The organism is Phocaeicola sp. RTP21359st1_B8_RTP21360_211022 (assembly GCF_040911965.1).
GTDB lineage: Bacteria > Bacteroidota > Bacteroidia > Bacteroidales > Bacteroidaceae > Phocaeicola > Phocaeicola vulgatus.
This window is the reverse complement of record NZ_JBDFXP010000001.1, coordinates 12,711-26,720: the sequence shown is the minus strand read 5'-3', so window position 1 is coordinate 26,720 and position 14,010 is coordinate 12,711. Positions and strand designations below refer to the sequence as shown.

The window sequence follows — 14,010 nt, the reverse complement described above, 5'->3', positions numbered from 1 at the left end:
GTGCATAAATTAAAAGGTAGCTTGTATATGGGGAAGATTCAAGAGAATGATGCAAGGTTGCAGCAGCTTGTATCAATGGCACGCATAGGATGGTGGGAGGTGGACTTTGATGAAGGAGTTTACTATTGTTCTGAGTTTGTAGCCGATTTGTTAGGAATAGAAGGGAATAAGATTTCTGCTAAAGATTTCGCGAATCTGATTTGTGAGAATTATCGGGAGCGTATTTTGGAGGAATTTCGCTCTTTCCGGATGATGGAGATTTATGAGCAGGTTTTTCCGATACATTCCAAATATGGGATGATGTGGGTCAGTACCAAGGTCGGTGAGAAGCGTATTACCAAAGAAGGTCATGTCCGCGTCATGGGTATGTTGCAATGTATTTCCCGGCAACGGATGAATATGCAGGAGCAGACGGTAGACCGGTTGAACTCTTTATTATCTCGTTTGAACGGCATTTCCAAGTCATTGCTTGATTTTTTGCATTCTGATGATATTACCTTGGTTATCAATAAGATTTTAAAGGAGGTATTGCGCCAATTTCAAGCAGATCGTACTTATATTTTTGAATTGGACAGGAAATTGCATACGGAAGTCTGTACCTATGAAATAGCAGTGGAGGGTATAAAAGAACGTAAGGTTTTATTGTCGGAATCTTCTATTGATTATGCCTCCTGGTGGACAGGACAGATATTGGCTGGTGATCCAATCATTCTTTTTACATTAAATTTGCTTCCTGATTCAGCCGGGGCGGATAAGCGTAGATTAGAGGAATATGGAGTGAAATCTACTATGGTGGTGCCTTTGAACTCAAAAGACGGAGTGTGGGGGTATATAGGGGTGGATATGGTGCGTGAGCACCGGAATTGGTGCAATGAGGATTATCAATGGTTTGTCTCTTTGGGTAATATTATCAGTATTTGTATGGAATTGAGACGCTCTGAATCTGAAGCCCGGCTGGAAAAAGCTTATTTGCAGAATATTTATAAGAATCTTCCTGCTGGTATCGAGTTGTATGATAAGGATGGGTTTATGACAGATTTGAATGACAAGGAGATGGAAATCTTCGGTCTCCGGCATAAGGAGGATGTGATAGGATTGAATTTATTTGATAATCCTTTGCTGCCGCAGGGATTGAAAGATAAGTTGAAAGCAGGAGCACCTATTGATATGTCGTTTAATTATGATTTCGACCGTTTGGACGGCTATTATTCTACTTCTCGTACCGGTACTATCAGTTTGATCTCGAAATTCGCTCCACTTTATGATGCTTTGGGCAATCTGATAAATATATTGTTGATCAATATTGATAATACGGAAACAACAAATGCATATAGCAAAATACAGGACTTTGAGGAGTTCTTCACATTGATTGGTAACTATGCCAAAGTAGGATATGCCCATTTTAATGCCTTGAAATGTGATGGCTATGCTGTGAATAGCTGGTATCGGAATGTAGGTGAGAAAGAAGGAACTCCATTGAATGAGATTATCAAAGTGCATTCTCATTTTCATCCGGATGATCGCAGGATGATGCTTCGCTTCTTTGATCAGGTATTGATACGGGAAGCCAGCCATCTGAGGCGTGATGTGCGTATATTACGTGAAGATGGCACGTATACATGGACAAGAGTCAATGTAATGGTACGCGATTTTCGTCCGGAAGACGGGATTATTGATATGGTTTGTGTCAATTATGACATAACTGAACTGAAAGAAACGGAGCGGAAGTTGATAGCGGCAAGAGATAAAGCGGAAGAGCTGGATCGTTTGAAATCCGCTTTTCTAGCTAATATGAGTCATGAAATCCGCACTCCGCTGAATGCTATAGTGGGGTTTTCCAGCCTTTTAACGGAAACGGAAGATATGAAGGACCGCAAGCAGTATATGGCTATTGTACAGGAGAATACGGAGTTGCTTCTTCAGCTTATTTCAGATATTCTTGATTTATCGAAGATGGAGTCGGGAGCTTTTGAATTTGTCAAGAGTGATACGGATGTCAATCTGCTTTGCAGTGAGATTATCCGTTCTTTACGCATGAAAGTGCCGGCCGGTGTGGAGCTGGTGTTTGAAGAATGCTTGCCCGGATGTCATGTATGGGCAGACAAGAATCGTTTGAATCAAGTCATTTCCAATTTCATTAATAACGCTTTGAAGTTCACTTTTTCGGGCAGCATAACGTTAGGATATTATAGGCAGACAGATGGGTATCTGCGGTTTTATGTTCGTGATACAGGAATGGGAATCCCGAAGAATAAGATAAAAACAGTATTTGACCGTTTTGTGAAACTGAACAGTTTTGTTCATGGTACGGGACTTGGCTTGTCTATTTGTAAGAGTCTGGTGGAACAGATGGGTGGAACTATCGGTGTGGAGTCAGAAGAAGGAGAAGGCTCTTGCTTTTGGTTTACTTATCCTTATCAGGAAATGGCTGGTAGTATTCTGGTACCGTAGAGGGGTTTGATTAATAAAGGTTTATAGCTGTAGGGGTGAATTGAGTTCATCCGGATACATTGATTTTGTGGTATCGGGTGGGAGCATTTCACCCCTACAGTGAACCGGGATTATATGTTAGTCTAGTTTCTTCATGGCGCTGTGTACGGAACCTGCCCAATAATTGCGTAGTCCGAAACCGCGTGCTTTGCCGTTAGTCGGTGCACTATACAGAATCTCACGGGTTTTCGTGTTGAAGAATACAATTTGATAGGTCGCTCTTGCATCTGCCTTGTTTAAAAGCATGGCAATCATAATCAATCCTGTTTTTTCTTCTTGAGAGAGGATAGGAAGTGTCTTGATGACTTCTTCTATCTGTTTTTCATCCAGGGTGTATCCGCTGTTGGTCGTCATGATCTCATCGGGATTGATGGTCTTGTTGGCATCGTTTACTGCCTCCAATGAGGTTACTTCTACATTGACACCCAGTCTTTTGCCAATATCATACTTCTTCGGCTCAGTGATGAAAAGCTTGTTGATGTCATCAAAAGTATATTTGAACTGCATGGGGCCTTCTTTTGCTCCGTACACTTTGGCACGGGTAAAGTCTATGCCATAAAATGTCACGGAAGAGATGTCTTTCAATGCGTCTTTGTTTTGCCCGAAGCAAGCCATGCTGCTTACAAGGAATAATAAAACGAGTAACTGTTTCATATTAGTTCTTTTTTAAGTGTTGTTTTGTTGCTGCCAAAGGTAGAAAAATATTATCTCAAATCAATAAATTTAACTATTTTTCGACTCATGGGCGGCATTTGTATTTTCGCGATATACTCTGCCGATTCAAAATTGATACTCGGAGCCACCCGTACTTTGGAACGGAACAGGTCTTTGATTTCTTTAGCGAAGGCTTCGCTGCGGTTTTCACTTCCGATGCGGATCAGTATTTCATCCGTTCCCAGTTCATTGGTATAAACCTCTACAATGTAATTCTTGATATGGGGGATGTTATCCAGAATATCGAATAAAGCGGGTGGGTAAAGGGTCGTACCTTTATATTTTATCATTTGTCCTTTACGGCCCAGTATGGAGCTGAGACGGATGGTGTTACGTCCGCAGGCACAAGGTTCGGTATAATGGTAACAGATATCTCCGGTCTTGAAGCGGAGCAGCGGCATTCCTCTTACTCCCAAAGTCGTAATGGTCACTTCGCCTGCTTCCCCTTCTTTTACAGGTTGGTTGTTATCATCCAGAAACTCTACGATAATCAGTTCCGGCTGGAGGTGGCCACCGTGAAATTCATTACATTCGGTAAACGAGGATTGCATTTCGGTAGATGCGTAGGTGGAGTAAAGTTGCAGGGAATCCCATTTCTCGTGTATCCGTTTACCCAGTGTGTTCAGGGTGAAATCGGGATTGCGGAGTGCTTCGCCTATGCATACACATTTCTGCATGGAGCAGTGATGGTAATCAATATGGTTCTTTTCGGCAAATTCAATCAGTTTGATCAGAAAGGAAGGGACTACCATGCCGCAAGTGGGATGGATGCGCCGGATAGTGTCCCATTGCAGTTCGGGAATGCCGTTTCCCACACGGGCTACCCCCATGCCCAGCTCACGGGCTCCCATATAGTAGGCTAGACCCGCCATGAAACGTCTGTCGATAGTGGTCATCAGTTGCAGTACGTCTTGTCTGCTGCATCCGGTGGTGGTGAATGACAGATATTCGTTGTAGGCCAGCCGGTCAAGGTCCTCGGAAGTCAATACGAAAGTGACGGGGTCGCCCAAGGTTCCCGAAGTGGTGACATAGTCAATAATTTCATCGCGGCTCACGCAAATAAAATCTTCATTATGAAGTTGCAGGTCTGTCTTGGTCGTGACAGGTATTTGTTGCAAGTCTTCTATGGTTTTTATCTGTTGTATATCGATGTGATGTGCTTGGAACAGACGTTGGTAGAATCGTGAATGATTCTGCAAATAAAGCAGTTCCTCAGCCAGCCGGCTTTCCTGATAGGCTTTGATTTCTTCAGGGGAGCGGAATTGTATTTCCGGATTCTTATTCATTTTAGTTGTTTATTTTATGTTCTATACGTTCTGATTCACTTCGCTTGGGGATAGGAAGCAAGAGGGCTTTCTTCCAATTGCGCAGGGCTTTGTCCTGCTGTCCTGTGGCATGATAGTAATCTCCCAGCAACTCGTACACATAAAAGAAATGAGGGTTGGCATGTTGGAAGGCATGCAGGGTCTGTTCGTCCAGCCGTTCTTTCTTTTTAATCTGCTTCCGTAGTACAGGAGCCAGTCTTTTGTAAGTCATCAGCTGTTGGTATTCCTGTTGTTGCAGGAAGGAGTCCGCAGGCACTGTCAGGTTTTCGGTATAGATTTCATGGTTGAAATCGATGGAGTCGCTGAAAATCCTGTTCAGGTCGTATGCCACGTACTTGCCGCATTGCCAGGGAGCGGTGGATACCCACATCCGTTTTTTCTCGGGTTGGAAAATGACGGAGTGATGGGCGATGAACTGGTTGATGGCCATTTCATTGGCAAGGCCCAGTTCCGCTTCTCCCACTCCTTTCCGGTTGCGCAGGATAGAGGCGGCTTTGGGGGCATCTATCGGTGCGTTTTCTTTCAGCAGTTCCTGCAAGCGGGCAAAGCGGTAGGGGCTGTCCGAAGTTTCTATGTTTTCCAGGTTCCGTTTGTCATGGCCGAAGGTTTCCGACTGGTAGTGGTTGGTACAGATGATCTGCTGCCCGTTTCCTGTGAATAAGGCTATTTTCTCCGGCGATTTCTCGATAATTGCGGCTCTGCCGTCCTTGGCCGAACCCACCAGTATGGACTCCGAGACAAATGTTTTCCGTTTCCGGGCGATAGCGTATGCTTCCTCAATGGTAGAAGCATATTGCAATATTTCCCTGGTCAGAATGGAAATAGGGGTGGCGGATGCGGCAGGCAGATCCGATTTGGCGGCATTGATGGTGACAGTCAGCCCCGTTTCATTCATGCCGGAAAGGACACCGGTCATTCCGGCCCATCCCACGGATGCGAAGCGATATCCGTTTTCGGGTTGGTAAAACGAAACGAGCTTGTTGCGTGCAAAGGCGTCACCCATGTAGAAATCGAAATTACGGCCGATGATAAGGGAAGAATCGGCACTGTTCTCACCCCAGCAGGCAAATGAACTGCATCCTACCAGCATATAGTCCTGCATGGCATGTCCCAAGTCGTGGGCGGAGTGGTAATTCAACTGACGCTCGTAGGGGGTGCCGATGAAATCATACTCATGGGTGCAGGAGAGGGAGATGCCATAAATCTCGTCCCGGTACTCTTCCGGCACATTTTTCCCCAGATTCCGGTTGAAAAGGACAATGAAGAAACGGAGGAATTTAAGATAACTTTCAGAGGGGACTATCTCTTTTATCTGATCCACAAATACTTTTTCCTGAAAATAAAGTAAGTCGGAAGTCAGTTGGCCGATGGCTTTGCCTCTTTCGTAGGCAGGTCCGCTGACTTTCAGTTCCCAAAGTCCGCTCTCACTGTGCCGCAGGTAGTTTCCGCCATACTGCCGGAGGCTGTCTTTCCGTATCACACGATCCGTTTCAGGGGTAGACGCAAATTGCGGAGTCATCATATCGGCAGATAGATAGAGATAACTCATGCCTATCATGATCGCCGCTATCAGAATCAACAGGGCCATCCCCCCGTACTTTATTGTTTTCTTCCAAATCTTATGCATTGCCTACTTTTTTTGCTAAATATTCCTGACCTACAAATTCCGAACAAGTGAGCATGGCTGTCAGCGTCACGCCCAAAGCGCCGTGTACATTCAGATTCTGCCCCGTGAGGAACAGATTCTTCAGTTTGGTGCGTGTGGAAACAAAACTGATTTGCGGATACTGGTAGTTTTTGACAATGCCGTATGCCGAACCGTCTATGGTTCCGGTATAGTCCCGATAGCTCAGCGGAGTCGTGGTATGGATCTTTTCAATGCAATGATTCCAGTGAAATCCGAACCGCCTCAGGAACTGCAAGATCTGTTCCGTCTTTTCTTCTTTGAACTGGCGGTATGCCTCGCCACGGTGTTCGGGGGTCGTATCCGTCCATTTGCTGACCTCATCCATATACATGGGGGTCAGTATGGAAACCACCTCTGTGAATTTGCTGTTGCCGCGGGGTACTTGCATGGAGATCATGCAACTGGGGGTATTCCCTTTGTGCATCTCTTTGTCATACCATACATCCTCATTGCCGTGCAGGTATATATTATGGTTCTGATAGGGGCAACAGTCTTTTTTCATCATCAGATTGAGCGTGAATATCCCGTAACTGTTTTCCAGTGACTTGATGCGCGACACAAAAGCCGGTTTGATGGAATGGTTCTTATCCAGCAGGGATAAGGTGAGTTGCGGATGCAGGTTGGATATGACGTAGGTACTTTCCAGTATCTCTTCATGGTTCACTTCCACTCCTTGTATGGTTTCATCCTTGACAAGGATACGGGTCACTTCTTTCCGGTTCAGCACCGTGCCGCCGTTGGCACGTATGATATGGATTAATTCCAGACTGACTTGCATACTTCCTTCCGTGAAACGATAGGCGCTCTCCAGATAAGAGTTGTTAATCATGGCGTGTTCATAGAAGGTAGATTTATTTTTGATCCCGCCATAGAGCAGGGAGGTTGCGGCAAGTACATTCTGTAAATCCCTGTTCGTGGTAACGGATGCTATCATCCCGGCTGCTGAGGTGGCAAAGAAATCCATGCCTTCTTGGGACAGGCGGCCTTTTTTCAGGTGGTCTGTGCTGATCAGGTTTCCCACCGATCGGATAGCTGCCACATACCGTTTTAAGTTCTCCCGTTCATGGGGGAATGAGTGGCACAGGGTTTCCATGAACCGTTCATGCCCCATGGCGTAATCATAGATAGCGTCTTTATAATAAATCCGGTCGAACACTTCTTCATCCATCCGTTTGATGGATAACTTGTCCATGATACCGAAATAACGGAAATACTGATTCATGATTTGTCCTTCATCCAGACTGCCGATATAGTGAATGCCGGTATCCATCCGGTGCCCGCCGCGTTGATAAGTCTGGAAGCAGCCGCCAAACAGTTCATTCTTCTCCAGCACACAGACGTGGTAGCCCTCTTTGCTCAAGATGGCTCCGCATTCCAGACCGCCCAGTCCGCTGCCTATGATGATGATATCGTACTTACTCATGTTCCGGTTTGTTTTTTTGGAAGATATAAATCGTATTCGAGGTATATCTGTCATTAGGTAAAATCTCCAGCTGCATCCCACCTTCTTGCGCGATGCTCCTTATTTGCGCTTCGGATGTGAAACAAAGTTGTTCTGTCGTCTTGTTGAAACTGAAAATGCCGGTAGACAGCAGTTCCGTGAAACGGGTGAGGCGGTGTTTCCGGGTGTTGGCGGCATTGCCGTCCCGCACAATCAGCTTTCCTTCCGGGCGCAACTGCTCCATGCATCTGAGCAATAAGGTCCGCTGGTGCTCATAGTTCATATAATGCAGGATATCATTCAGTATGAATGCGTCACTTTCCGGCAAAGGGTATTCCAATGCATTGGCGTATACAAATTGCAGGTGGGGAGTGCGGAGCCAACCCTGTTGCGCTACTGCTATCTTGTCCTCATCATAATCAATCCCTGTAATCTCCCGTTCCTCGGAAAGTTGGGAAAGCATATAGCAAAGCGGTCCGAATCCGCAGCCGATATCTGTAATCTGTCCTTTGACAGGAACCAGTTGGTTGAATAACCTGTAGTTATCTTCCATTTTCACCTTGATGCGTATGTACCATTCCTCTACCGGTCCTTTATAGATATAGTTCTGTACCAGATTTTCGTAGAAGACGGGATTGTCCGTTGTGCTTTGTTCCCGACAGATACGGGCATATTCTTTTTTCATCCGCGCGGAGATGTTTTTGGTACGTTCCTGATAAGTGGTTCCGTACGTAGCATCGTTGGCTGGGATACGCGGTAGAATCTCTGTCAGCATGATGCCTTTCCGTACATTGAACGGCTGTGCCTTGGCTATGATCTTGCAGTTGCCGTAAAGGATGACCGGAATAATATCCAGTTGCAGTTTTTCCGACAGATAGAAAGCTCCTTTATGGAAACGCTTCATCCGTCCGTCGTAGGTACGTGTTCCTTCGGGGAAAATGGCGATGGAATATCCTTCTTTCACCTTTTGGCGCATCCGTTCCACGTAAAGCTCGTAACCGTCTCCTACGTAATAGAAATCGGCATAGCGGATAATGGCTCCGAAGAAAGGAGAGTGCCATACCCAGTGATTGGTAACCATGACCAGTTTGGGAGTCAGTGCCAATAATACCAGTATATCGATGAAAGACTGATGATTGGCTATCAGGATGGCAGGCTTTTTAAACGTTTCTCCTGTCCGGTTTATCCTTTCTTTATGTACAAATGTGGCTATATGGATCAGGCTTTTGCAGGTGACATGTATCAGTTGGCAAAGTACTTGTTTCTTATAGGCTTTGCGGATAGGAAGCAAGGTCATGACAGCTATCAGCAAGCGCAGGAACAGGCATCCGATAAAGAACAGCAGGAACAGGCCGCCGGTTCTTGCCAGTCCTGTCAATGTATAAGGAGGCAACCCTTTGGAAGCGGGTGCTGTGATGAAGAACCGGAAAAGAATGGGTTGCAGCGTGTAGGCTACCAGTACGACGGCAATCATTCCCAAAATGGAGATGAGGGAAATGGACTGCAATGCCGGATGGCGTGCGAAGACCAACGTACCCATACCTATCACGGTGGTGAAAGCGGAGAAGAAGATGGCTGTTTTGTGCGAGTTCAGCAACTGCCGTCCTGTGCGGTACTTATTCTGCAATCCGTCCATAATGAAGATGCTGAAATCATCCCCGATTCCAAAAATAAAGGTGGACAGAATGATGTTGATGATATTGAATTCAATACCCAGCATGCCCATTAACCCCACAATGATAATCCAGCTGACCAGCATCGGCAGGAAACTCATCAGAGTCAGTTCTATGCGTCCGTAGGAGATCCATAAGGCAAAGAAAATCAGAAAAGAGGAGATATAAAGAATCAGATAGAAATCCTGATTGACGGCTGATACCCATTGGCTGGCGAAATAGCCGCGGTCGAAGATAACCACCTTCTCTTTTGGTTGGAAAAGGGGGTACACCGCTTCCTTGTCGGTTTCGTTCATCCGTACCTGAGTAATCAGCATGGTCAGGGAATCGGCGGAAGTCTGCCATTCGTTCAGAAGCCGGGTAGTGATTTCATTCTGGTAGTCCAAAGGCTGGAACGGACGGTCGAGCCATTGGAAAAACGGCTCGAATGCATGTTCACGAAAATGATAACGGGCAGCCTCTGTCCGGATGGTTTCGCGTAACCGGGCTTTCTTTTCCGGAGTCCAGTAGTTGTGCCATTGTTTCAACCGTGCTTCCTGCACCTCTTCCGGTATCAGAAACTGTCCGGCAGAGGCGTAATCTTTTATTTTTCCTTCTTCTTTCAGTTGGGCGAGCAGCCGGTTCGTTTCGGCGTATTGTCCGGTAGCGTCTCCCATATCTTTGCCTGTACTGACAAAGAGAACAGTCTTTTCTTTCTTGTCAAAGAGTTCGGCCAGCTTGTTTTCCGATTGTTTCAAGTGGGCAGGCTCATAGTTCAGACTCATCATATCCTCGTTGAAACGCACGTTCTGCGAGGTGAATAAACATATTATGGTCAGCACGAGAATACCCCCTACCAAGCCTTTGTTCTTTTCGTATGGATAAGCGTTCAGTTTCTCGATAAAGCGTAGCACCGCCCCTTGTTTTACATGCGCCTGCCCTTTCAGGAAATGCGGCAGATAGACCAGGCAAAACAGCGTGGTTCCTATCAAGGCAAGCGAGGCGAACAGACCGAAATCCCGTAACAGGTTGGAACTGGTAAAGAGGAGGCCGAAAAAGGCGCCGATGGTAGTAAAACTGCCTACGGTAAGCGGATAGGCGATTTCTTTGATTAATTGTTGTACCGATGATACATGATTCTGATGCGCCAGCATGTGTATGGAGTAGCTCAAGGCAATGCCCATTACGGCGGAGCCCGCACCTACGGCAATGGCTGAAATGCCGCCTTTGATAAAGTAGATGAGGCATAAGGCGAATAAAGCTCCGAACAGCACCGGGGTGATGATAAGCGGAATGGATTTCTTATGCTTGAATACCAGAGATATGAAGACAATGATGATAATCAGCGCGATGGAAGAAGTGACCAGCGTATCTTTCTTTATCTGTCGTGCATTGTACACTCCTACGGAAGGACCTCCGAAATATTCGGCAACCAATTGGGGATGTTCCTTTTCCGCTTTTTGCAGCTCATTTTCAATCAGCCGGATGAGTTTGTCATTTTTGCCCGTGCTTCCGGTGTTGAATACCGGGGTGATGAACATCAGCAGGGTGGAACCGTCCCGTGAGAAGATATGTTCATTAATCAGTTCGTAATTAGCTTCCAACTGGAAGTCTTGCAGATGTTTCAGCGTCTGGCTGCCCAGTCCCAACGGGTCCCGCATAATGTAGTTCTTCAAGGCGAATCCTGCCGGAGATATCAGGTTGGAATAGTTCTTCTGCATCAGGGCGGCAATGTTTCCGGCGGTAAGCAAGGTGTCCAGCCGTTGGTAGGCCTCGTCGGAAAGGAACAGGGGCAGGTTGTCGTAAACAAAATCTCCGACACTGTTGATCAGGTTTTCGTCGGCTTTTGAGAAGATCTCTTTAATCAGGGTTCCTTCCGCTTGTTGCTGTAAATCCTGTTTAATGGTTTCGGCAGCTTCAATCAGGGAATCCGCATCCGCCACACCGTCCTTGCCGGACAGCATGATCATAATTTTATCCTTTATCTTCAGATTTTCAAATACGTTGATGGCATTTTGGGAGTCCTTGGTATCCGGAAAGAAACTGGTTACGTTTTCCTCGAATCTGACTTGGGCGGCAAAAAGGGCCATAAAGAGGATGCATACGCTGAGGGACAGGTAAAACAAGACTTTATGCCTTTCAAAATAGTTATATAATCCAACAAAGAATTTAGTCATATCCGTTTTTTCTCCTACATATAGCCAGCAACACGGTGGAGATTACTCCAGACAGCAGACTGCAAGCCATTGCAAAGATAATGCTTCCTATTAAATATTGCTCTAAAACTGATTTGACATTTTCAAGAGAAAGGTCTCCGAGATGCAAATCGGGAGGATTACCCAGTACCATGCAGCCTGTCCGGTAACTGCCGTACAGCAATAGGGGAATCATGGGTGGAATACTGATATTGGCGGCGACAAGGGCAATCACTTTATTCAGTCTGAACAGATGCGCAAGAAAGAGGGTGATCAGCATCTGATAACCCCATAACGGAACGATACCCATAAAAATCCCCAGCATGATGGCGAGTACAATCTTCAGGTTGGATTCCCGTGTATTCAGCACATGGTCGGTGAAGAATCGCTTGCAGTTGCTCCATGACAGTTTGCGGAGCAGGTTACGGGGAACAATCCAAAGGCAGGTAATCAGCACCAGCACCGTGTTCAGCACACTGATACGGGTAAAATCCCGGAACGGCCGGAAATGGGATACCCGTTCTGCTTGCGGGGGATAATACACGTGGATGGGAATGTTCTTCACCGCTACATCTCCCCATGCGGCAAAGACGATGGCTTCCAACTCAAATTCGTATTTGGCGGTGTACCAGCAGCTTTGCACATTCATTTTGCGCAGAGGGTAAAGGCGGTATCCCGATTGTGTATCTTCCAGTTTCAGCCCGGTTTCCAGTCTGAACCAGAAATTAGAGAATTTATTGGCAAAGGTATTCTTGCCCGGCATATTGTCGGAGGCTAAGTTTCGGGCGCCTACCAGCAGCGTGTCGGGCTCTTTTTCAATGGCTTCGATAAAACAGGGAATATCGGAAGCGAAATGCTGTCCGTCCGAATCGATGGTGATGGCATAGCGGAAACCTTCTTTTTTTGCTTGGGAAAGACCGTGCTTTAAAGCGGTTCCTTTTCCTTTATTGACAGGATGGGTAATGGTGCGGATAGCCGGATATTGTTCCAGAATGTTGGCCGTATCATCCGTAGAGCCGTCATTGACGACAATGATATCGTCTGCATACCTGCATACCTCCTCAATGACTGCCGCCAGTGTCTTCCCGTTGTTGTAGGTGGGAATAACGACGACAATCTCCAGTTCCTTTAGTTTCTTCCGCCAAACCGATGTTGTGTTTGTACTCATCTTGTTTTTCAGTCAAACTATTCAGATACGTTTGGGATGAATGTTTTCGTATCTGAACTTATGTGGTTTCTAATGGGTGACAAAGATAGTATATTTTCGGATGCGGATATTCTGGCGTTAATTATTTATTTGGAGATGCATTTTTAATTTTAAAGCAGGTAAACACCAACTTGTTCTCGTCGAATTGCGGATTTGCCAAGTTGTTTTCGGATATATACAGTCCTTCCTTTCCCACAAAGCTCATTTTGTAGAAATACTTCTTTCCGGGGAATTTTGTTTCTCCGATGATTTCAAAATCCGCGTTCAGTACAATGACGGAGAACTCCTTTCCTTTGGGTTCGTCATAGGGGCTTTCGTTGGAAGCCAGTTTGTAAGGCATTTCAGCAAAACGGTAGTACACATTGCGGTATTTGTCATACATGATATGCCAATATTTCGGTGTTTCTCTGAGTTTTATAATGGCATTGATGCCTTCCATAGAATTTTCCAGTTTGGGTCTCATGCTTTTCAGATATCTGCTCTTGGCGTTATACCATCGGATATGTTTCAAGTCATCTGTAACCATCAGGCTGTCATATCCGAAAAATCCGCAGACCAAACGGTTTTCTTTGTAGTTGTAATCATAACTAAAACCGTATCCTCCTGCGATATTGTCATATTCCTCTTTAAAGATGGGTGGATAGAAAATAGGAATCCATTTAATTTCTCCTGTTCTCAAATCCAGTGAGGCGAACATATGTGTCTCGGACCAGTCTTTTTTCTTCATGTTGGGCTTGTGGGCACTCATTTCCATGAACAGGCATGAGTCTTTGACAAAAGCAGGCGTGTTGTAATAGCTGCCAAAATGTAACGGAGCGAATTTGCCTTCAGGAGTTTGGAAATCATAGTTTCGTATCACTTCTCCCTTGTCGTTTATGGAGCTGAGCCGACTGATATCATTTTGTGCGATCAATATGTATTTAGAGTCGGGGGAAGGCCTGCTTCCATATACTGCCGGCAATCCGTTGGGACCTGTCTTGTGAAGAGGTATCCGTTTGGCTATCTGTTTGTTTTCGATATCAAAAATGACGATGTCATATAATGATTTTCGTGTATTTTCAAAGTGAAGGTATTCCTTCCCGTTTTCTTCAAATTGATATATGGATATGCTTAAGTAATAGGTCTGTTCGTCTAAAGGGAAGGCCAGCTGTTTTTCTGCTACCAGTTCTACTTCGTTCTGTCTTTCTGTGTTGTTTTTCTTTGCGGACTGGCAAGACATGAAAATCAGAACAAAAAGTGCTGTTATAAAAAGATATGTTTTGTTCATAGTATTTCCGGTTTTTATCATGGTTGCAAACT

General features: G+C 45.5%; 8 protein-coding genes. 1 reads left to right on the top strand and 7 read right to left on the bottom strand.

Translation table 11 applies throughout. The features are described 5' to 3' along the window. The first annotated feature begins 27 nt into the window (after positions 1-27). Positions 28-2,451 carry an ATP-binding protein gene (locus AB5062_RS00120; RefSeq protein WP_005844306.1) on the top strand — a complete coding sequence of 808 codons (2,424 nt, stop codon included), beginning with the start codon at positions 28-30 and terminating at the stop codon, positions 2,449-2,451. Between the two features lie 117 nt (positions 2,452-2,568). Here the strand turns inward: AB5062_RS00120 and AB5062_RS00115 are convergent, their stop codons facing one another. The 7 genes from AB5062_RS00115 to AB5062_RS00085 form a co-directional block, all read right to left on the bottom strand. Then, positions 2,569-3,144 carry a hypothetical protein gene (locus AB5062_RS00115; RefSeq protein WP_005844307.1) on the bottom strand — a complete coding sequence of 192 codons (576 nt, stop codon included), beginning with the start codon at positions 3,142-3,144 and terminating at the stop codon, positions 2,569-2,571. A 50-nt stretch (positions 3,145-3,194) separates the two neighbouring features. Then, entirely contained in the window at positions 3,195-4,490 is a 1,296-nt protein-coding gene (locus tag AB5062_RS00110; RefSeq protein WP_005844309.1) for a phenylacetate--CoA ligase family protein, read from the bottom strand. 1 nt (position 4,491) lies between these two features. Then, positions 4,492-6,156, bottom strand: a complete 1,665-nt coding sequence (locus AB5062_RS00105) for a C45 family peptidase (protein ID WP_005844311.1) — start codon at positions 6,154-6,156, stop codon at positions 4,492-4,494. Next, complete coding sequence (locus AB5062_RS00100) at positions 6,149-7,639, bottom strand: NAD(P)/FAD-dependent oxidoreductase (protein WP_115649018.1); 1,491 nt, start codon at positions 7,637-7,639, stop codon at positions 6,149-6,151. Before AB5062_RS00100 ends, AB5062_RS00105 begins: the two co-directional genes overlap by 8 nt. After that, the gene (locus AB5062_RS00095) at positions 7,632-11,486 is read right to left on the bottom strand and encodes a trifunctional MMPL family transporter/lysophospholipid acyltransferase/class I SAM-dependent methyltransferase (protein WP_032952969.1); all 3,855 of its coding nucleotides are present in this window, start codon (positions 11,484-11,486) and stop codon (positions 7,632-7,634) included. Before AB5062_RS00095 ends, AB5062_RS00100 begins: the two co-directional genes overlap by 8 nt. Further along, entirely contained in the window at positions 11,479-12,672 is a 1,194-nt protein-coding gene (locus AB5062_RS00090; RefSeq protein ID WP_005844317.1) for a DUF2062 domain-containing protein, read from the bottom strand. Before AB5062_RS00090 ends, AB5062_RS00095 begins: the two co-directional genes overlap by 8 nt. 121 nt (positions 12,673-12,793) lie before the next feature. Next, positions 12,794-13,978, bottom strand: coding sequence for a DUF4221 domain-containing protein (locus AB5062_RS00085; protein WP_032953008.1), 1,185 nt, complete (start codon positions 13,976-13,978; stop codon positions 12,794-12,796). Positions 13,979-14,010 lie beyond the last annotated feature (32 nt).

Excerpts from the sequence above, each read along its gene's own strand:
- AB5062_RS00120 (WP_005844306.1), top strand. The coding sequence starts at position 28 with ATGGGGAAGATTCAAGAGAATGATGCAAGGTTGCAGCAGCTTGTATCA.
- AB5062_RS00115 (WP_005844307.1), bottom strand. The coding sequence starts at position 3,144 with ATGAAACAGTTACTCGTTTTATTATTCCTTGTAAGCAGCATGGCTTGC.
- AB5062_RS00110 (WP_005844309.1), bottom strand. The coding sequence starts at position 4,490 with ATGAATAAGAATCCGGAAATACAATTCCGCTCCCCTGAAGAAATCAAA.
- AB5062_RS00105 (WP_005844311.1), bottom strand. The coding sequence starts at position 6,156 with ATGCATAAGATTTGGAAGAAAACAATAAAGTACGGGGGGATGGCCCTG.
- AB5062_RS00100 (WP_115649018.1), bottom strand. The coding sequence starts at position 7,639 with ATGAGTAAGTACGATATCATCATCATAGGCAGCGGACTGGGCGGTCTG.
- AB5062_RS00095 (WP_032952969.1), bottom strand. The coding sequence starts at position 11,486 with ATGACTAAATTCTTTGTTGGATTATATAACTATTTTGAAAGGCATAAA.
- AB5062_RS00090 (WP_005844317.1), bottom strand. The coding sequence starts at position 12,672 with ATGAGTACAAACACAACATCGGTTTGGCGGAAGAAACTAAAGGAACTG.
- AB5062_RS00085 (WP_032953008.1), bottom strand. The coding sequence starts at position 13,978 with ATGAACAAAACATATCTTTTTATAACAGCACTTTTTGTTCTGATTTTC.